Origin of the sequence: Flavobacterium sp. WC2416, from assembly GCF_041200095.1 — a bacterium.
GTDB lineage: Bacteria > Bacteroidota > Bacteroidia > Flavobacteriales > Flavobacteriaceae > Flavobacterium.
The window spans coordinates 2,130,205-2,150,501 of the sequence record NZ_CP165626.1 but is presented as its reverse complement, the minus strand read 5'-3'; the positions used below and the strand labels follow the sequence as shown (position 1 = coordinate 2,150,501).

Sequence of the window (20,297 nt, the reverse complement as noted above, 5' to 3'; positions counted from 1 at the left end):
ATACTATTATTTTAAACTTTCTTTAGTTTCTTTAATCGTTCTTAATTGTTCAGGAGTTATAGCGGGTCCATCAAAGAAACAAACTCCTTTAGCTCCATTTTCTTTTGCTAATAAAATAGCTTCTTTCAATTCTTCTGGAGATTTAAAAGCGGGTAAATAAACACCTGTATTTATTTTAGTTTTTTTTCTTAGTAAGTCCGAAACACCTTGTTTAGTTGCATAACCAACCCAATCTACTTCTTCATTGTAAAAACCATGATAAATCATAGGATAAACCTCATCAATATCCCATTTATCCCAGCGTTGACGTACCATGTGATCAGCCATTTCTGGGTAAGGAAATACGGCAGCCGTTAAATTTTTATGGTATTTGTGAACAATTTTGTAAGCATCATCAACAACTGCTTTTATAGCATTTAGTCTGAAATTTTTCCATTCCATATCAATTGATGTGTTATGGCTTTCTTTTGGATTTTTATGATGTATTTTTTCAAAAGCTTTTATACATTCATCACAATAACAGAAATCATATTGGGGTAGCTCCTCGTCTTGCACCAAATTGTATTTGGGCAACAAACCAATTGGTAAGAAAATATCGGGGAACCGAATGTAGTCTAAATGTACACTTTCGATTCCGTCTACTTTAGCTAATTCTTCTACTAAACCTAATACGTGATTTCTAGATTCTTTTCTAGTTGGACACAACCATTGGTAATAATCTACGTATGGACGATTATCAAAACAAGACTTTCCTTCTTTACTAACAGCATACCAGTCGGGGTGCTGAAGTGCTATAGAATCACCTGGTCTGTTCATGGCCATAATCCAAGCATGCACTCTTAACCCATTTTCTTTTGCGATTGGAACTAATCGTTTCAACAATTTTGGATCGGTTCCTGTATTAATTAATACTTCATCAATTCCAGCATTTTTATACTTCGCAAATTCTTGAGCATAATCTGCATTTGTTCTCTCCTTATGTGCCGTTATCCATACCCCAAATTCAAATGGAGTTTTTTCATCTTCTTTTTTACTAGCACATGAAATGATACTCAATGCTAAGATAAAAAGTAATAATTTAGGTAGTCTCATCGTTTTTTTAGTTTGATATAATTTTCCCATCTTGTTTAATAATTAACGTTTTATTTGAAAAAGGACTTTTTATTGTAATATTAAATCCTGTTGAATGATTTTCTAAAACAGGTTTTACCATTTTACCATCAACAACAATACTAGATTTAGTTAGACTATCTAAAGATTTAGCCCATGCCTTATGAGTTTGGTAATATTTTTTTTGAGCTCGGTAAAGGCTGTATAATTCCCACTTTAATTTTTCCTCTTGTGGAATAATAAAACTATCGGTTCCCGCTTTTGAAGAAAAATAAACATAACCCCATTTTTCAGGTTCATGCATATTGATTACACCTTGTGGAGACCATACCCAATTATACTCTTGTAAAAATTTCCCGTCTGAACCTTTCTTTCTTTTGTATGTTCCATTTGTTAAAGAATGTTGCCAATTTACCCTAGAGAAATTTACTCTCCAAAATTGATCTACTGGAACATTATTTTCACCAAAGGACTTTCTATAAGCTGCCCAAGGAATTGCCATTTCCAGCACCCAACCTTCATCGGTATCATTGGGATTATTGATTGTTCCGTTTATTTTAACGGCCGATTTTAATCCCGATATATTCCAGTCATTCAATACTACATTATCATTCTCACGATAGGGTTTTGTCAAGAATAAATCCCAAGCTGTATTTAAAGCGTTTATTTCTAATTCGTAATAATTGAATGTATCACCATCCGGATCAATAAAAACCTCAAAATCATTGTTGTAAAAAATAATAGTGTCGCGCTGTTTTAGATTAGCCCAAACATGTGGTTCTTCCATCTTAGCGAGAATGTAAAAATTAGTCTCATCCCATAGCATTTTCACCTTAGTGTTGTACTTTGGTTTTTCCACTCCTTCTATGTCGGTAAAAGGATCTGACCAATCCACTTTTGACCATGAAGCATCCGATTCATCGCCATCGATAACGATTGTATCAAATACTTTATGAACAACATACGATTTAGGGATAATTCCTTTTTTTGATTGTGAAAAACCAATAACAGAAATTAGACTTAATACAACTGATAACCATTTCAATTTCACAGCCATGCTTTTTTTTATAAACTATTGTCTTTTGTAAACTGAAGTACTTCGCTTAATTTACCAAATGCCATCGCTACAACAGTATCAGCAGCACCATAATAAACGGCCAATTTATCTTCTTCCATATCATGTAAAGCAGCACAAGGGAAAACTACATTTCCTACGTCACCCACTTGCTCATACAACTCAGCAGGAGCTAATAAATAAGGTTGTGTTCTATACTTTACAATATCAGGCTGATTTGTATCTAAAATAGCAGCTCCCATACTATAACGGAATCCATTACACGTATTGATTACACCATGATACAACATTAACCAACCTTCATCAGTAAGAATAGGAATAGGTCCTGCTCCAATTTTTGTACATTGCCAAGCACTGTCTTCAAAAGGAGTTGGCTTCATTACGCATCTATGCTCTCCCCAATATTTCATATCTGGACTGTAACTAATCCAAATATCTCCAAAAGGAGTATGTCCATTATCACTTGGACGGCTTAACATGGCAAATTTACCGTTGATTTTTTGTGGAAACAATACCCCATTTCTGTTGAAAGGCAAATAGGCATTTTCACATTGAAAAAATTCCTTAAAATCAAATGTATATCCAATACCAATTGTTGGTCCATTGTATCCGTTACACCAAGTAATCCAATAACGATCTTCAATAAAAACGACACGGGGGTCATATTTATAATCTGATTCTATCATTTCAGTATTACCCGCTTGCATTACAATAGGCTCATGATTGATATCCCAGTCCATTCCATTCTTGCTAAATCCAGCAAAAATATTCATTTGGACTGCTTTGTTGTCACATCTAAATACACCTGCAAATCCATCTCCAAAAGGAACGACTGCACTATTAAAAATACTATTTGATGATGGTATTGCATACCTGTCAATAATTGGATTTTCTGAATATCTCCAAATTACTTCATTGCTGTTTTCTGGTCTATCTTGCCATGGAATTGTACTCACTATATTTAATTTATTTGTTAAACTTAACACTATCTTAGGTCTAATTCATTTTTAATAATCACACCCGATTTAAACTTATACTATTCTTCTTTTAATTTTTTATTTTTCTCACTTTATCCAACCACGTATATTTTAAAATAATCGAAGTAATCAAGAAAATGACTAGTGATACTATCGTTTTGGGATAATCTCTAATTATAAAAAATATTGGAAGGACAATCATGCTTGATTGCCATATAATTCCAATAAGACAGTTCAGCATATCTTTTGTAAAATCATTATTTTTTTCAAAAGTTAGATCTTTACTTTTTAGTTCATTATAAACTGGTTTCCACCATCCCCAAGGTCTTACATTAGTATAAAATGATTTTAACACTTCTATATCTGTAGGTTTACTAAAGAAAGTCCCTAGCAAGCAACCCAAAGTAGAGAAGGTCAATATAACTGGAAACAAATAGATAGCTTGCATTTCAGACAAATCGTATAGAAATGTTCCAGAAGTGAAGTTCCCTTTATTTTGGTCTAAAACAAATTCTAAAGACGCAACCACTAATCCAGAAAACATACCCCAAAAATACCCCCAACCATTGAAACGCCACCATATCCATTTTAAAAAGTTGGCTGCTACATAACCCCCAAACAATGCACTTGTTATCCATAAGGTCAAGGAATTAATAGAATCAGCAAAGAAGCCCATAAAAACACCCAAACCAACTACTAAGAAAGAAGCAACTTGACTTATTTTAATATAATGAGAACTAGACTCATTTGGCTTAAAATATTTTTTATATAAATCATTAACAATATAGGCTGGTCCCGCATTTACAAATGCAGAAAAAGTAGACATAAATGCCGCTAACAATCCAGCTAATAACAGTCCTTTTATTCCAACGGGAATATGAAGATTAATTACTTTTGGCATTAATACTTCTAAATCGGCACCACTTAAATTTGGATTAATAGCCATTTCAGGAGCTAAGGTTACCAATGCTATTACAACGATTCCAGCAATTAATAAATATCTAGGAATAAACAAAATAAGGTTTGTAAAACCACTCATGTATGCGGCCTCTTTTACAGATTTAGTGGAAAGAATTCGTTGCAAATCATAACTTGGTGTTGGTCCAGCTATACTAGCAAAAAAACCTTTAAACAAAGACATTCCCACTAATGAACCAAACATTTTATAGCCTTCAGTATTAATTAAATTATCAAAAGCTTTGAATTTTGCCCCCCAGTGTGATCCTAATTCCGCAGAAAAGAATACATTTTTCCATTCAGGAGTAATTACAGAATTAATTTGAACATCAGTGTAATTAATCAATGTATAGCCAGCAACAAGTACTCCTGCTATCACCATAATCCCGTATTGCAATACTTCGGTTGCCACCACCGAAAACATACCTCCTTTTATCGTGTAAATTGTTGTTAAGAAGATAACCAATAAAGCATACGATTGCTCCGAATTTAATACCATCATATCTCCTATTTGAAGGGCTAAATTCCAAGGTAAAATAATGGTCATAAACTTACCAATTCCTTCAAAAAAGTAGGCGATAAAACCTATCGTAGAAACAATGGCAAAAACAGCTACAATTATATGAGAAGCTTTACCTGCATTGTCGTTACCAAAACGGGTTAAAATCCATTCAGATCCTGTCATGGTATTTGATTTACGGATCCAAACTGCCAAAAACATCATGACAAAGATTTGGTTCCAAATAGGCCAAAGCCACATAAACATAAAACTTTTGACACCATATAAAAACAATACCCCAACCATCCAAGCCGTTCCAGATACGTCAAACATACCTGATCCGTTACTTAAACCTAGATAATACCACTTTATAGAATTTCCCCCTAAAAAATAATCATCTAATCCTTGCGAAGCTTTTCTAGAAATCCAAACTCCAATACCTATGGTTAATATTATATAAAATACAATTATTGATACATCAATGCTATCCATTACTTTACTGATTTAATAGTTAAACCCCATTTTTTATTAGGTTCAGATCCCATAACGAAATATAAAATACCACCTTGTAAAAGTTGTTGATGTGAAATTGTTGTTTGGTTGAATACAACTCCATTTAGAGTAGCCGATTGAATGTAGAAATTCTTGTTGGAAACATTTTCTGCCTGTATAACAAATGTTTTTCCATCTTGAAGATGAATTGTTGATTTTTCAAAAATTGGACTTCCTATTTCGTACTCACCAGAAGCTGGATTCATAGGATACAATCCCATTGAACTAAATACATACCAAGCTGACATTTGACCGCAATCTTCGTTACCACTCAATCCATTAGGTGTAGTATTGTATTGTGTATCTAAAATATAATGCACCCAATACTGTGTTCTCCATGGTTCATTAGCATGATTAAACATATAGGAAATGTGATGACTTGGCTCATTACCATGTGCATATTGTCCGATTAATCCCGAAATATCTGCAGAAACATTATCTCCAGTTATCTCTGAACTTTCAGTAAATAATTGTTCTAAACGTTTTACGAAAATGTCGTTGCTTCCATTTAATGCAATAAAGTCATCTACATTTTGTGGTACAAACCAACTGTGTTGCCAAGCATTACCTTCCGTATAATCAGTATGTTCTCTATGATTAGAGTGTTTTGGATCAAAAGGTGTATTCCACGTTTTTCCGTCTTTTGATTTTCCACGCATAAAGCCAGTTATTGGATCAAATAAATAGCGATACGCTTGAGAACGTTTCAAGAAATAATCATAATCCTCATTTTTTCCTAATTCTTTAGCCATTTGAGCTACACACCAATCATCATAAGCATACTCTAAAGTTATTGTTACTGATTCATCCAGTAAGTCATAAGGAATATAACCGTATTGTTTGTATAAATTCAATCCGCGTTCGTCTTGCATCATGGTTGCTTTCATAGCGGAATAGGCTTTTTCAGCATCAAACCCTTTTATTCCGTTTTTATACGCATTAAGAATCACAGGAATCGAATGGTAACCTGTCATCGTATTGGTTTCATTCCCGTATAAGGTCCAAACAGGCAATATTTTTTTAGTTTCGTAATAAGCTAACATAGAATTTACAATATCCGAAGACTTGTCAGGAGCTAATAAAGTCAACAAAGGATTTTCGGCTCTAAAAGTATCCCAAAGCGATAATGTAGAATAAGCCGTGTAATTAGTAGCAGTTATAATTTGGTCATCCTCTCTTCTAAACTGTCCGTTCTTATCACTATAAGTAACTGGCGCTAATTGGGCATGGTAAACAGCAGTGTAAAACATCGTTTTTAGCGAATCAATTGGAGTTTCCACTTCAATTTTGGATAATGTATTACCCCAAATTGTTTTGGTTTCTGATTTTGTAGTTTCAAAATTTCCAGTATCTAAATTCTCTTTGGCATTAGCCAAACTAACCGAAGACAAAGCTACTTTTACAAACAACTCATTGTTTTTATTATTAACAAAAAACAATTGCGAAGTTACTTTCTCTCCCGAAGTTGTAGTTCCTTTTATAACTTTTCGGTCAGCAATTAATTCCTGTCCTGTAATAGACTTAGAAAATTGAGCCACAAAAAATACTTTTTGATTTTTAGCCCAACCTGTGCTGTAACGATAACCACTTATGGTATTATCATTTTCAATCGTAATTCCTGTTTTTGTTGATTTGTCCCAATTGATTGCAAAACCAAGATCCACTACTACAGACTGCATGTCATTTTTAGCAAATGTATATTTATGATAAGCAGTACGTTTTGAAGCCGTTAACTCCACATTAATTTTAGGGGTTTCAAGAAAAACTTGGTAATATCCAGGTATTGATGTCTCATTAGAATGGCTATATGTCGACTTATAGGCAAGTAAATCTCTAGAAGTAGGTTGTGCTTTTAAATCTACCTTTTTATTTATTGGCATAAATAATATATCGGCCAAATCACCAATACCTGTTCCGCTTAAATGCAAATGGCTAAAACCTGCCACTATGGAATCAGAATAATGGTAGCCCGAACACCAATCCCAGCTAGAAACACCATTATCAGGACTTACTTGAAGCATTCCAAAAGGAACGGTTGCTCCTGGATAAGTATGCCCGTGCCCACCAGTACCAATAAACGGATTAACATGTTCGATAAAAAGTAACTTAGAGCTATCATTTTTATCTATCTTTATCTTACAACCTGTAAGTAAACCTGCAGCTAAAATAAATAAGGAAATTTTCTTCATAGGAATCTATCTGTATATAAAAATAAAATTATTTAAATTTAGCCTTTTTTAAAACTTATTTAGACAGACGACATATAAACTGAGCTAAACATCAAAAAAAACAGTTTCAAACACTCATTCTTTAGAAAATGAATTTCAATTCCAGCAAATTTTACAAAATACCATTACATTATCATATAATATTTTGGTTGATTTATTTTTTATTCAACACCTTTCGATGGGGAAGTTATTTCAATGATTATCTCTACTCTTTTAAAACAAATTTATTGGGTTTCCCAATTCACATTACCCTGTGTTATTTGAATATTTTAATTCTGATGCCTAATTTGGTGTATCGAAAAAAATATACACTATATATCCTTTCGGTTATTGCCGCATTATTTATTATGGTTTTGGTAAAGTTTAATCTTACTTATCTTTTAATTAGCCATAATGTTTGGCCAGAAGGCCCCGAACAAATAGAAAAATTATCGTTTAACTATTTTATAGACATGATGATTGGCGAACTTTATGTAATTACATTTGTTACAGCCATAAAAATTACATTTGACTTTTTAAATGAACAAAAAAGAGTAACCGATCTTGAAAAATCACAATTAGAAACGGAGTTGCTTTTTTTAAAATCTCAAATATCTCCGCACTTTTTCTTCAATACACTTAATAACATATACTCGCTATCAGTAGAAAAATCAAATAAAACGCCAAAAGTGGTAATTAAACTTTCCGAGTTAATGCGTTATATGTTGTATGAAACAAAAAATAAGAGACAAACCTTAGAAAATGAAATTCTATGCATTCAAAACTATTTGGATTTAGAAAGAATCAGAAATGACGACCGATTAGAGATTAATATGTCCATTTCTGGAGATATTCATGATAAAGAAATAGGCCCCATTTTATTACTGACATTTGTTGAGAATGCTTTTAAACATGGCGTAAATAAAAATATTGGAAAAGTAAAAATTGACATTAGCTTCGAAGTTAAAGAAGATTTTCTTTATTTTACCATTAAAAATCCAATGCCTGCAATTACTAAACACAAAGACAATTTAAACAGATCAAGTGGTATTGGTATTGAAAATGTCAAAAAAAGACTGGAATTAGGATACAATAAAAATGATTATAAGTTAACTTTTAAAAATAAAAAGAATAGTTTTGTCGTTAAGCTTATCATTAAAGTGTCTTAGCAAATGATATCTTTTTTTTTAGAATATACCCCTATAAATTATTTCGCTTAAAAAAATAATAGATTGAGATGAAAGTAAATTGTTTGATTATAGATGATGAGCCATTGGCTATCAATGTTATTAAGAATCACTTAGAACATATTGAAAATTTTGAATTAATAAACAGCTTCAGTAATCCTATTGAAGGTTTTAATTTTTTAAAAAACAACAGTGTTGATGTCATTTTTCTAGACATAAACATGCCTGTCCTTGATGGAATTAACTTTATAAAAAGTTTAGAAAACCCACCTTTACTAGTTATTACCAGTGCCTACGACCAGTTTGCTATTGAAACCTACGAATTAGATGTTTTAGATTACTTAGTAAAACCTATTGAATTCCCTAGGTTGATGAAAGCGATAAACAAGATCAACAAAAGATTGGAAGGTACTTCTAAAGCTCCTCAAGAAAACAGTAAAGAAAATCCCTTCATTTTCGTTAAAATTGATAAAAAGAAAATGAAGAAAATCTTTTTAAATGAAATTTTAGTCATTGAAAGTCTAAAAGATTATTTAAAAATAAACACATTAACAGGGAAATACATCATTCACAGTACGCTTGCTGATTTTACAAACTTATTACCTGAAAGAGATTTTATAAGAATACATCGATCTTACACTATTGCTATCGATAAAATTGATGCTGTTGAAGGAAATAGTATAGAAATAGAAGGACTTAGATATGTTATTGGAAGGTCATACATCGACGAAGTAAAGCAAAGAATTCTAAACTCATCGATCTAAAATTTGGTGAAAAAATTAAATTTTCAGTACTTATTTTTGGCATTTACAGATTGCTAAAGACATGAAAAAACCATCTAGTGCTCCTTAGCTTTCATGTTGCATTCTTTTTATTCATTTTTCACAAAATTTATTACAAAAAAAATGCAACCAAAAAGATGATTGCATTTTAAAACCAAGGTAACTAACCTAAACAAATTATAAACCAAATAATTTACTGTATTATAACACCAAAACTAGAAATGATAGCGTTTAAAAGCTTCTATGGCTGAATAATCCGCCAATCCCAAATCATGATATTTTTTTGCTGTTAATCTATTTCTATCTTCTGCGCGTACCCAAAACTCTCTGCTATCGTCCCCTTGGAACATCACTCCATCTTTTTGAGATTGGTGATAAAAAATAGCATGACGTTTTTTAAGTACTTGATCCGGACTCATTGGTACTGCCATCTCAATTTGATACGATTCCCATTCATGCCAAGCTCCACGGTACAACCATACCCAACAATCATCCATATAACTATTATGTTTCAGTCGCTCTAAAGCTTCAAACAAACTATCCAAACACACCTTATGTGTTCCATGCGGATCAGCTAAATCGCCTGCAGCATAAATTTGATGTGGTTTTATGTCTTCAATGAGATTACACATAATATCTATATCAGCATCTGTAAGATTCCCTTTCTTTACTGTTCCAGTTTCATAAAAAGGAAGATCAAGAAAATGAACATTTGAATCCGCAACTCCTAAATATCTTGTAGCACCTAAAGATTCACTTCTTCTAATTGAGCCCTTTAATTTTCGAACTTCAATCGTATCAATATCATTTTTAGACTTATTTTTTAAAAATTTGATGATACTATCAGATTCACTAGACACTGAATTTAAAACCGTAGAAACTTCGGCAAATTTTAGTGCTTCATCATTTGAAACAGCTATATTACCTGAAGTTTGATAGGCAACATGTACATCATGTCCTTGCTCAACTAATCGATCAAAAGTTCCTCCCATTGAAATAACATCATCATCGGGATGTGGGCTAAAAATGATGATTCGTTTTTGCTCTGGTCTCGCACGTTCCGGTCTATAAGTATCATCCTCATTGGGTTTTCCACCAGGCCATCCGGTAATGGTATGCTGCATTTTATTAAACATTTTTATATTTAAATCATATGCAGTCCCTTCTTCTGTTAAAAGACTAGACATTCCGTTATCGTTATAATCTTTATCCGTTAATTTAAGAAACGGCTTCTTCGTTAATTCACTCAACCAAGCAACAGCCTTCAATTTTAACTCTTCGGTCCATAAACATGATTTTACCAACCATGGTGTTTTTACACGTGTTAACTCCGACGAAGCCTCAGTATCTAAAACAAACGTTGTGTTATTATGTTCTTGCAAATAGGTCGCAGGAACTTGAGAAGACACATCTCCTTCAATTGTTTCCTTTATGATTCCTGCTTTACTAATTCCCCAACCAAGAAGTACAATTCTTTTGGCATTTTTTACAGTACCAATCCCCATTGTTATTGCTTTTCTAGGAACATTATCAATTCCTAAAAACGCAGGTGCAGCGTCCATACGTGTTAAATGATCTAGCGTAATACTTCTAGTACCAGAATTGATATGCGAGCCTGGTTCATTAAAACCTATATGCCCAGTCCTTCCAATACCTAAAAGTTGAAAATCTAACCCACCATAGGATTTAATCTTCATTTCATAATCTATACAGTATTGTTGTAGTTCTTCATTACTAACTTTTCCATCTGGGATATTTATATTTTCAGGGTTAATATCTACATGATCAAAAAGATACTCATGCATAAAGTGATAATAACTCTGAATATTATTTTTATCCATCGAATAATACTCATCTAAATTAAAGGTTACCACATTCGTAAAGCTCAACCCTTCTTCCTTATGCAATCTAACCAGTTCTTCATACACTTTAATAGGTGAAGATCCAGTTGCCAAACCTAAAATACAAGGCTCATTCAATTCTTCTTTTCTCTGAATTAAATTTGCTATTTCTTGCGCTACTAATACTGAAGCTTCTTTCGATGAATCAAAAATTACATTATGAATTTTTTCAAAACGTGTTTCTTCAAACTTTCCTGCTTCCTTGAAGCCTATACCCTTTTTAAAACTTATACCTTCTTTAATCATTTGTCAGTAATTCATTTAATTAATACTATAAAATTAAGTATTTGCTAGTTGTTCAAAATAAAAATTCGACTAATAACCAGTAGTCTTCGGCAAAGAACATAATTATCAACTTTAATCAATTGTTTTTATAATCTCCTTTATTAGTCTGCTGTTTTTCAATTACATTTATTTCTGCAATTGATACTGTTTGTATTTTACCAACTCCCGCTTTAGCTACAAATCGAAGGTATTTAGCTTTTACACTTTCAAATGTCTTTACTTGCTCTATCGGATTATTTTTAATATTTGAAAATTCTCCTTCTGATTGCTTATTCCATTGATTACCATCAAGACTGGTATAAAATTCATAATAGGAAATTAAGTTTAGATTATTTCCTACTTGTTGCGGCACATAAGTAAACCCGTTTATAGTAAGAATGCTTCCCATATCTAACACCACTTCTTGCGGTAATTTATTCGTTCCATCTCCAAAACTATAATCTGTAGTTGGGTTCCCATCAATTATTCTGTTTGCTCTATTTAAATCACCACTTGAAATAGAAACTATTCTCCATTTTTCTTTAGACTCTCCATACTTTACCTTTTTAATGGCACTACTTATATTCTCCTTAGTGTTTCTGGTAAATGCTTTTATTTCGACTGCCGCATCATATTTAAAAGCTCCTTTATACAGGGTACTATTCATCGTTGGAACAGAACCGTCGACTGTATAAAAAATACTATTCCCTACATCAGATTTCATGGTTACTAACCCCTTATTATCCCGTTGAATATTTGGCATACGAACAAATGTAGGTGCGTTAAATGCTTCAATATTAGCAATTACTATACTTGCTTTTGAATCTGTAACATTGACTCTAAGCGCCGAAACTACAACCCTATCAAATCTTAAAATTCTTTTGTATCCTATAGTAGTTTGTTTCGCAATTGTTTTCCATTGTCCACCTACTTTAGCTTCTACATTAAAAGCTTTCACTCGTTGTCCTAATTTTATGTATTCCTGAAGTAAAATTCGATTAACAGCTGTGGGCTTATTAAATTCAAATAGTAATGAAGCTTTTTTAACATTATCATCGGTAGCCCAATAGGTATTTTTATCTCCATCAATCACGTTTTTAGCAGCATATTCACTTTCGCTTCCTCTATAACTATCAGTACTAACTGTACTAGCTGCTAATAATTCTATTTTAAAATCGGCTTTAATAACTGCCGAAAACTCTTGTAATCTTGCGACATCATTTTCGTTGATTAATCCTCTTTTATCTGGAGGCAGGTTCAATAAAAAAGTCGAATTACGACCTACTGATTGATAATAAAAATCAACCATTTCATCTAAGGAATGTACTTTATCATCTTCTATAGTGTGGTAAAACCATCCTGGTCTTATCGACACATTTGTTTCTCCAGGTACCCATTTTTCTCCATCTTCATGCCCCGACATAAAATCTGTATATGGCACTTTTCCCGCTAACTCGTCCTTTTGACGCAATAAAGACCAGTTAGTTTCATTAGCATAACCCTCTTCATTTCCTATCCATCTTGCTTCTGATGGACCTACACCCCAAACCAATGTTTTTGGAGCAATTTTATAAATTAATTGATAGGTTTCGTCCCAGTTATAATATTCCAGTGTATTAATCTTTCTGGTTTCATTAGCACCTCCATAGTATCCATCACCACCATTTGCTCCATCAAACCACATTTCGAAAACATCACCATAATTAGTCAACAACTCTTTCAACTGATTTCTGAAATAAGTTATATATTCTGGTTTGCCATAATCAGGATTGTTTCTATCCCAAGGAGAAAGATACAGTCCTAATTTCAAATTGTATTCTCTGCATGCCTCTGCTAATTCTTTAACAACATCTCCTTTTCCATTTTTCCATGGTGAATTTTTCACAGAGCGCTCCGTATATTTTGAAGGCCACAAGCAAAAACCATCATGATGTTTGGCCACCAATATGATTCCTTTCATTCCGGCCTCTTTTACAACACGAGCCCATTGATGTGTATCCAATGCAGTAGGATCAAACAATTGAGGTGATTCGTCTCCATAACCCCATTCTTTATTGGTGAATGTATTTAACGAGAAATGTATAAAAGCATAAGATTCCATTTCTTGCCAATTGATTTGTTTTTGGGTCGGTAATGGACCATAAGGTTTTGGTGCCTTCACTGATTCTTTACAACTAGTACACAGTACGATGAACAAAAAACTTATAAATAGCGAAACATCTTTCATCTGAAGAATATTTAATTTTTTAATTAAACTATTGTCGCACAATAGTAACCTAAATTTCTGTTTCAATAAATACTATTTCGACCAACAACAATTATAGAACAGTATTGGTGATTTAAATGATTTAATTCATTTGCTTTATTGGATTAGTGTCTTCAAGGAATTATTATAGTATCCACTATAGCACACCAGCTTGCACTATTCCTATTTCTTGCAGGTGCTACTGTAATTAAACTATTTTTATCTAAAATATTAATCAATAAGAATTCTGCTTGAGTTAGTATCCATTCAGTCAATAGTTTTCTATATTAAACAATATACTATTTATCTAGATTTTGATTCTTAATTAAGCCTTAATCAGCAAATCTTATAAAGGTTTTAGAATCTAGTTCAGAAATTTTACCAATTCTTTTAATAGCCTAATTAACCTATTTACTATAGCAATCGAGACACAATAATCTGGCATTCTTCAATCACTATTAAAAGCTCCCCAAATAGATAATTAGTTAGCAATAATCAATTCAATTATTATCTATTAGGTTAGACCAATTCAAAATAAAAAACCACCAAAATAATAATTTTGATGGTTTTAGTATTCTATGAAAAGACTTGAAAATTAGAATAATATTATTCTAATTTTATGCATTGATACCCAATACTATTTACATATTCTACAATTTTATTACTATCTAATTTTTCCGCTTCAATTCTGAGTATTTTATCACAATCTTCCAAATCAAAATTGACTTTATAATCTGGGAAATGAGTTTTAAAAATTGAAATTATATAATTCGTAACCGCTTTCTTTTGCACATTTGTTTTAAAAACCTCTACCATAATTACTTTTTTAAACACTACTTATTAATTTAAATAAAAGAACATTCCTAGAATAATTTATACGAAACACCTAATCTAAAATAAAACTGAGGATTTACTTTTTGATCGTAGATATATTTATTTGTACGCTCTCCTTTTTTTGTAATACGAGTATTGATCACGTTATCTAATCCCGTTTTAAACAACCCATATAATTTTGGAGTAAATCGAAATTCATAAGTGATTCCTGATTTTAACTCTAATTGATTTAATTCATAAATTCCTTTCAATTCGGGGGTGTTAAGATCTAAATAAAAATTCTCTGAATTCAATTCGGTTCCAAAAGAAACTCGCCCATTTTCTAATAATTGTCTTCTAAACAAAAGACGTTGAGGAAGAACAAAATCAATATCCCATTTTGTATTTTCAAATTTATGATTATAGGTAAAAATAGGCGTTACTGGAATTATCGAAGATGGATCTAAAGAGACCAGAGCACCAATAGTCATGGTTGTAAATTCGGTTTTTTTGATTACTAAATTTGCAGTAATCAATCCTTTTACACGTTGCGCATTTTTTTCATTTCCATCAACAGTAAAAGTTGCATTATAAATTATAGGCTTTTTAAAAAGCGTCGATATATAAGTAGCACTTATTGATCCTGATAAATAATGAAACTCTTGCTTATCGTTTGAAAATGGACCAATGGGATTTGTGTTAGCTGAAGTCCCAAGATCGAAAGTTTCATATTTATAGCGCAACGAACTTGTTAAAACAAACCGTTTCGAGTTTGAAACATAAAAAGGTAAATTAAATGCCACTTTAAATCGGCTATGATTATCAATTCTACCATTTTCAAATGGCAGATCAAAGAGCTTTGAATTAAAATTAGTCGTTCCTAGTTGCTCATACTGAACATCAAATGTTCGTGTTGTTGGAAACTTATCGGTTATTGCTTTACCAAAAGTTTTTAAACTTGTTTTTTCTTGAGCAAATGTATGCAATGAATTACATAGAATTAAAATACAAATAATCTTTTTTATCATAATTGAGGAGCTAATTTATAATTGTCGTTTTCTATTGAAACTAATGCAAAAATACTCTAGAAGCATCAAATACAATCGACTAATTATACTAACGGCCTACAATTTATACTAATGGCGTTCGAATAATTTTACAACAAAAATAATTGTAAAACACAATATTCCTTTATTTTTGCAGTTATGAAAATCCTTAAAATATATCAAAACTTTTTCCTTAGAAACCTCTTTCTAAATATAATCGTTTTAAGCATTCTGTTTTTAAGTATATATGACGAAGTACAACCGCTGAACCACAATTTTATCTATATTTTAAAGAAAATAGCACTGGGTTATTTGCCTTGTATCCTCTGTATCACCTTTTTTAACTTTTTTTTAATTAAACAATTATTATTAAAAAAAAAATATAGAATTTTTCTTTTTCTTTTTATTGTTTATTGGGTCAGTTTTTACATTTTTATGAATTGGTATTTTCCTGCAGTTGGACTTGGTAGATTAAGAACATTTTCTATATTATCTTTTATTGTAAATGGAGTTGCTTTTTATTTCCTGCATATTGTAATCACAAAAAAAATTACAGAAACAGATAAAGAAATTATTAATTTCAAATCGGAACTTTCATTTTTAAAACAGCAACTCAATCCTCATTTTCTTCTTAATGCAATGAATAATTTATATGGAGAATCCTTAACCAAGCCAGAAAAATTGCCAGACCGAATATTAAATCTTTCAGACATGCTTCGTTATCAAATTGAGGCAACCAAAAAAGATTTAGTACCTTTAAAAGAAGAAATAAACTTTGTAAAAAAATACATCGAATATTATACTTTTAGAAATGAGCGACTTGTTATTACCCAAAACTTTGAAGGCGTTTTTGATAAAATTGAAATACCCCCTTTATTCTTTTTGCCATTGGTAGAAAATGCAATTAAATTTTCTGGAGAAATGTCTGATCCTACAATAGTTTTAAAATTAAAATTAAAAAACGGAAATCTATCTTTTAGTTTACAAAACAATTGTTTAGAAACCGATTCCAATCTTTCAAGTACAGGAATAGGAATCGAAAACCTTAACAGACGTTTAGAAGTTTACGGATTGAAACATGAGCTTAATTTTAAAAAAGAAAAAAGTACATTTAGTATAAAATTAAACATATGGAACTTACCTACCGTTGTCTCATAATTGATGATGAAACGCCAGCTCATAAGGCTTTAGCGTCACATATTGCTAAGTATGAAGATTTAGAACATTCTGGAAGTGCCTATAATGGAAGAGAAGCACTTAAAATGCTGAATGAAAATAACTATGATATTATTTTTTTAGACATTAATATGCCTATCATTTCAGGAATTGAACTGATGGAAATGCAACCTAATAGACCAATAACAATTGTAACAACAGCCTATTCTGACTTTGCTCTTTCCGCATATCAAAATGATGCCATTGATTATTTACTAAAGCCAATTTCATTTGAAAAATTTGAAAAAGCAATTGAAAAAGCAAAAACCTATTATTCTGGAATAAGTTTAAAAAAAGGCGAAAATAAAAAAGACGAAGTTCTTACTTATCGTCTTAACGGTCAAATAGTGGAATCCCTGCTAGACGATATTGTTTATATTGAGAGCCTAGGTAATTATATAAAGCTATACAGTACAAAAGCAAAACTACCAGTGATTATATATGGTTCTTTATCTAATATAACCATTGAATTAGATAATGCTAATTTTCTGCAAATACATCGCTCCTATATCATTAATACAAATAAAATTCAATCTACCTCTCAAAAATCATTAACGATGTGTGATGGGAAAATTATTCCTATAGGTCGAAAATATCAAATTTTACTGCACCGCTATTTCAAATAAAATAGTACCATTTGTAAAATGTATTAAAAGCTATGATCCGGCAAGATTTGAATACAAAAAGTCGAAAAAGAAAAATCACTCGTTGAAGCAATAATAAAAACATCAAGTATAATAAAAAATGACAATTCAAGATTTAGTAGGCACCTACACTATTGAAGGTAGAAATCAAGACGGCATTGCACAACTCAGTTACAAAGGGGTACTCACTTTATCTCTTGATGAAAATAACCGAATTGTAGCCCATTGGTTAATAAGTGATCAAGTGCAAAACGGCACTGGTTTTTTCAAAGACAATATCCTAGTTATTAATTTTAACTACCGTAGCGAAGACGAAACCATCTACAAAGGTGTTGCCGTCTACAAATGCATCAACAAAGACATACTCGATGGCTTTTGGTCCGAAAAACACGGGAATCCTTTGTATTTAGGAACAGAACAGTGTTTTAGAATAACATCTAAAGAATTTTTAAACTAACAAAAGATAAACTTAACATTCAAAACTTCTTCTAAAAATAAGTTGGCTGTCCAAGCAGGCTATTCACTTCAAGTCCGCGGTATTCAGCCCATAAAATATAAGCCCAAAAACGAGCTTCCTTTGGTCGCAGTTTTGGGCTTTGTTTTATAAAAGGCTTCATTCCTTGCGGGCTTTTCGTTACTATCCTTGACAGAAAGACTACTTTACAAAATAATATTTTTACATCAAACTACTTACTATTAAATTAAATAACTAACATTCAGCAATTTAAATAAAATTCACTAACTTTAATAAATGAAAAAGCATTTCCATATTATTATTGCTGGTGCGGGAGGCATTGCTGAGGCTGCTGCTTTATTATTGATGGAATGGAGCGAAGTTACTCCCAGCATTTTTATAGGAAATAGATCGATACCCAAAGCTATAAAAGTAGCCCATTGGGTAGAAAACGGATGTACAAAACCATGCACTATTAAACCGTTTCTATTGCCTGAAGATGGAATTACACCTGAAATGATAACCATTTTAAAGCAAGCCGATATCATATTGGATTGTTTACCAGGCAGTCAAGCACCCAAAATGGCACAACTCGCTAAAGAATACAACCTTCATTACGCCAATCTTACGGAATATGTTGACGAAACTAATAAAATAATTGCCTTAGCCAAAAATTCACAAACAGGATTTATTCTTCAGACTGGTTTGGCCCCAGGTTATATAGATTTATTAGCCAATGGATTATTTCAGCAATTTTGTATTGATTACAAAGTCAACTCCGTTCATACCTTAGAATTCAAAGTAGGTGCATTAACTAAAAATGCTGTTGCTCCACATTATTATGGTTTTACTTGGAGTCCCGTAGGTGTAGCTACTGAATATTTGAAAGACACCATTGTGCTGCGTGATTACAATAAAACGACACTCCCTTCTCTATCTGAAAGAGCTACAATTATAATTGATGGTATTACCTACGAGGAAGATTTAACCTCTGGCGGTGCTGCCGATTTGCCTGATGCCTTAACTGGAAAAGTAGGTACACTCGATTATAAAACGCTGCGCTTTCCTGGTCACTATGCATGGATAGAAAAACAAATTAATACCAAAGACAATACTACGACAGCAATTCAAAAACTCCAACACAAAATGGAAGTAGCTATTCCACATGTTGAAGACGATCAAATTGTATTATATGCTGCTGTAGAAGGCAAGGATATAGAGGGTGTATTGCACCGTCGAGAAATAGCTAAAACCATATTACCTATTCTAGTAGGGAAACATTATTTAAGAGCCATACAAACTACTACGGCAGCTCCTCTAGTACAAGCAGCACAACTATTACTGGAGACTAATCCACAAGGTGCTATCTTGCAAAGTCAAATTGATTCCAATGCCTTTCTAAAAGGAAATTATGTTTCAAGAGTATACGGTTGATTTTTTGTGAAAACAAATAAATAAAAAACTAACTTTAAACAAGTCCATAAACTAATTAACGAGAGTATTTTGTTAATTATCTCTTGATGTGATAGCAGTGAATTTCAAAACAATTCAACTCACGAAATTAAATAGGAATACTATTTTTTTTGTAATATTACGCTGTACTTTTACATAGAAAATTGTAGCATATCAATGAGAACGTATTACATTAATAACGGCAATGAAAATGGCGGACCATTTACGCTAGAGGAACTAAAAACCCAACAAATAAAGGAAACCACATTAGTCTGGCATCAAGGTATGGACGAATGGAAACATGCAATTGAGATAGCCGATTTGAGGCCTTTTTTTAATATTGTTCCTCCACCTATAAAACGAGCTAGTCCTACTCAAAAAGTAGAATCTACCGAAACATCTAAAACTATTTTAGGCCTTAAGAAAAGTTATTTCTTTTTGGCTATAGCTTTTTTAGCGATTATGATAATTGTCTTAGTACTGAATATCATTCAGAATAATAAAAGAAATGAATTAGACATAAAAAACAAACAAACAGAGTTTGGTAACGAACAAATTAATCTACAACAAAAAGAATCGAACGAACAACGCATTCAGGAAGAAATACAAAAAAGAATAGAATCTGAAAATAATAACAAAAGAAGAAAAGATTCCATTACTACTCGTCTAGCCGAAATCAAAAATTTACTTATTGAAGATAAAAATCAATTGGTCGAATCGAAAAACAACCTAATTGATGCCGAAGATTTTAGATTATTACGATCAGAAAGTACTAAAGACGAACAGATTCGTTCCATACAAAATGATATAGAAAACTGGAGAAAAGAAATTGATCAACTAGAAAACGAAGCCAATAGATTGTATCTTGAACTAGAAACAATACACTAAAGCTATTTAGAGATTGAACATTTGACACT

17 protein-coding genes are annotated in these 20,297 nt (G+C 32.0%); 7 read left to right on the top strand and 10 right to left on the bottom strand.

The window, feature by feature from the left end; genetic code table 11:
* Positions 1-6: 6 nt before the first annotated feature.
* The 5 genes from AB3G39_RS09210 to AB3G39_RS09190 form a co-directional block, all read right to left on the bottom strand.
* Positions 7-1,092: a putative glycoside hydrolase gene (locus tag AB3G39_RS09210; protein WP_369765015.1), complete on the bottom strand. Its 1,086-nt coding sequence runs from the start codon at positions 1,090-1,092 to the stop codon at positions 7-9.
* A 7-nt stretch (positions 1,093-1,099) separates the two neighbouring features.
* On the bottom strand, positions 1,100-2,167 hold the full coding sequence (locus AB3G39_RS09205; protein ID WP_369765014.1) for a carbohydrate-binding family 9-like protein: 1,068 nt from the start codon (positions 2,165-2,167) through the stop codon (positions 1,100-1,102).
* An 8-nt stretch (positions 2,168-2,175) separates the two neighbouring features.
* A complete protein-coding gene (locus AB3G39_RS09200; protein ID WP_367770384.1) occupies positions 2,176-3,141 on the bottom strand; it encodes a glycosidase in 966 nt (321 codons plus the stop codon).
* 91 nt (positions 3,142-3,232) lie between these two features.
* Positions 3,233-5,110 carry a sodium:solute symporter family protein gene (locus AB3G39_RS09195; RefSeq protein ID WP_367770387.1) on the bottom strand — a complete coding sequence of 626 codons (1,878 nt, stop codon included), beginning with the start codon at positions 5,108-5,110 and terminating at the stop codon, positions 3,233-3,235.
* On the bottom strand, positions 5,110-7,359 hold the full coding sequence (locus AB3G39_RS09190; RefSeq protein WP_367770390.1) for a GH92 family glycosyl hydrolase: 2,250 nt from the start codon (positions 7,357-7,359) through the stop codon (positions 5,110-5,112). Before AB3G39_RS09190 ends, AB3G39_RS09195 begins: the two co-directional genes overlap by 1 nt.
* Before the next feature lie 128 nt (positions 7,360-7,487).
* Here AB3G39_RS09190 and AB3G39_RS09185 point away from each other — a divergent pair, with 128 nt between their 5' ends.
* Positions 7,488-8,546 carry a sensor histidine kinase gene (locus AB3G39_RS09185; protein ID WP_367770392.1) on the top strand — a complete coding sequence of 353 codons (1,059 nt, stop codon included), beginning with the start codon at positions 7,488-7,490 and terminating at the stop codon, positions 8,544-8,546.
* 68 nt (positions 8,547-8,614) lie between these two features.
* Positions 8,615-9,328, top strand: coding sequence for a LytR/AlgR family response regulator transcription factor (locus AB3G39_RS09180; RefSeq protein WP_367753516.1), 714 nt, complete (start codon positions 8,615-8,617; stop codon positions 9,326-9,328).
* A gap of 233 nt (positions 9,329-9,561) precedes the next feature.
* On the opposite strand, the gene nagB is transcribed toward AB3G39_RS09180, so the two are convergent.
* The 4 genes from nagB to AB3G39_RS09160 form a co-directional block, all read right to left on the bottom strand.
* Positions 9,562-11,493, bottom strand: a complete 1,932-nt coding sequence (gene nagB, locus AB3G39_RS09175; RefSeq protein ID WP_367753518.1) for a glucosamine-6-phosphate deaminase — start codon at positions 11,491-11,493, stop codon at positions 9,562-9,564.
* A gap of 115 nt (positions 11,494-11,608) precedes the next feature.
* The gene (locus AB3G39_RS09170) at positions 11,609-13,738 is read right to left on the bottom strand and encodes an alpha-L-fucosidase (protein WP_369765013.1); all 2,130 of its coding nucleotides are present in this window, start codon (positions 13,736-13,738) and stop codon (positions 11,609-11,611) included.
* Between the two features lie 624 nt (positions 13,739-14,362).
* Positions 14,363-14,572 (bottom strand): hypothetical protein, encoded by a 210-nt coding sequence (locus AB3G39_RS09165; RefSeq protein WP_367770394.1) that lies wholly within the window; start codon positions 14,570-14,572, stop codon positions 14,363-14,365.
* A gap of 47 nt (positions 14,573-14,619) precedes the next feature.
* The gene (locus AB3G39_RS09160; protein ID WP_369765012.1) at positions 14,620-15,597 is read right to left on the bottom strand and encodes a hypothetical protein; all 978 of its coding nucleotides are present in this window, start codon (positions 15,595-15,597) and stop codon (positions 14,620-14,622) included.
* A gap of 453 nt (positions 15,598-16,050) precedes the next feature.
* On the opposite strand from AB3G39_RS09160, the gene AB3G39_RS09155 reads away from it, so the two are divergent.
* From AB3G39_RS09155 to AB3G39_RS09145, 3 genes are all read left to right on the top strand, one after another.
* Entirely contained in the window at positions 16,051-16,773 is a 723-nt protein-coding gene (locus AB3G39_RS09155) for a sensor histidine kinase (RefSeq protein WP_367770398.1), read from the top strand.
* On the top strand, positions 16,746-17,456 hold the full coding sequence (locus tag AB3G39_RS09150; RefSeq protein ID WP_369765011.1) for a LytR/AlgR family response regulator transcription factor: 711 nt from the start codon (positions 16,746-16,748) through the stop codon (positions 17,454-17,456). Before AB3G39_RS09155 ends, AB3G39_RS09150 begins: the two co-directional genes overlap by 28 nt.
* A gap of 118 nt (positions 17,457-17,574) precedes the next feature.
* Entirely contained in the window at positions 17,575-17,931 is a 357-nt protein-coding gene (locus AB3G39_RS09145) for a hypothetical protein (protein ID WP_367770403.1), read from the top strand.
* Between the two features lie 31 nt (positions 17,932-17,962).
* Here the strand turns inward: AB3G39_RS09145 and AB3G39_RS09140 are convergent, their stop codons facing one another.
* Positions 17,963-18,091: a hypothetical protein gene (locus AB3G39_RS09140; protein WP_369769302.1), complete on the bottom strand. Its 129-nt coding sequence runs from the start codon at positions 18,089-18,091 to the stop codon at positions 17,963-17,965.
* 134 nt (positions 18,092-18,225) lie between these two features.
* On the opposite strand from AB3G39_RS09140, the gene AB3G39_RS09135 reads away from it, so the two are divergent.
* Both AB3G39_RS09135 and AB3G39_RS09130 read left to right on the top strand, forming a co-directional pair.
* A complete protein-coding gene (locus AB3G39_RS09135) occupies positions 18,226-19,362 on the top strand; it encodes a saccharopine dehydrogenase family protein (protein ID WP_369769301.1) in 1,137 nt (378 codons plus the stop codon).
* 195 nt (positions 19,363-19,557) lie between these two features.
* Complete coding sequence (locus tag AB3G39_RS09130) at positions 19,558-20,268, top strand: GYF domain-containing protein (protein WP_367770409.1); 711 nt, start codon at positions 19,558-19,560, stop codon at positions 20,266-20,268.
* Positions 20,269-20,297: the final 29 nt, after the last annotated feature.

Coding starts and splice junctions, on each gene's coding strand:
- AB3G39_RS09150 (WP_369765011.1), top strand. CDS start 16,746: ATGGAACTTACCTACCGTTGTCTCATAATTGATGATGAAACGCCAGCT.
- AB3G39_RS09155 (WP_367770398.1), top strand. CDS start 16,051: ATGAATTGGTATTTTCCTGCAGTTGGACTTGGTAGATTAAGAACATTT.
- AB3G39_RS09205 (WP_369765014.1), bottom strand. CDS start 2,167: ATGGCTGTGAAATTGAAATGGTTATCAGTTGTATTAAGTCTAATTTCT.
- AB3G39_RS09170 (WP_369765013.1), bottom strand. CDS start 13,738: ATGAAAGATGTTTCGCTATTTATAAGTTTTTTGTTCATCGTACTGTGT.
- AB3G39_RS09130 (WP_367770409.1), top strand. CDS start 19,558: ATGAGAACGTATTACATTAATAACGGCAATGAAAATGGCGGACCATTT.
- AB3G39_RS09210 (WP_369765015.1), bottom strand. CDS start 1,092: ATGAGACTACCTAAATTATTACTTTTTATCTTAGCATTGAGTATCATT.
- AB3G39_RS09195 (WP_367770387.1), bottom strand. CDS start 5,110: ATGGATAGCATTGATGTATCAATAATTGTATTTTATATAATATTAACC.
- AB3G39_RS09145 (WP_367770403.1), top strand. CDS start 17,575: ATGACAATTCAAGATTTAGTAGGCACCTACACTATTGAAGGTAGAAAT.
- AB3G39_RS09140 (WP_369769302.1), bottom strand. CDS start 18,091: ATGAAGCCTTTTATAAAACAAAGCCCAAAACTGCGACCAAAGGAAGCT.
- AB3G39_RS09185 (WP_367770392.1), top strand. CDS start 7,488: ATGAATTTCAATTCCAGCAAATTTTACAAAATACCATTACATTATCAT.
- AB3G39_RS09165 (WP_367770394.1), bottom strand. CDS start 14,572: ATGGTAGAGGTTTTTAAAACAAATGTGCAAAAGAAAGCGGTTACGAAT.
- AB3G39_RS09135 (WP_369769301.1), top strand. CDS start 18,226: ATGAAAAAGCATTTCCATATTATTATTGCTGGTGCGGGAGGCATTGCT.
- AB3G39_RS09180 (WP_367753516.1), top strand. CDS start 8,615: ATGAAAGTAAATTGTTTGATTATAGATGATGAGCCATTGGCTATCAAT.
- AB3G39_RS09160 (WP_369765012.1), bottom strand. CDS start 15,597: ATGATAAAAAAGATTATTTGTATTTTAATTCTATGTAATTCATTGCAT.
- AB3G39_RS09190 (WP_367770390.1), bottom strand. CDS start 7,359: ATGAAGAAAATTTCCTTATTTATTTTAGCTGCAGGTTTACTTACAGGT.
- nagB (WP_367753518.1), bottom strand. CDS start 11,493: ATGATTAAAGAAGGTATAAGTTTTAAAAAGGGTATAGGCTTCAAGGAA.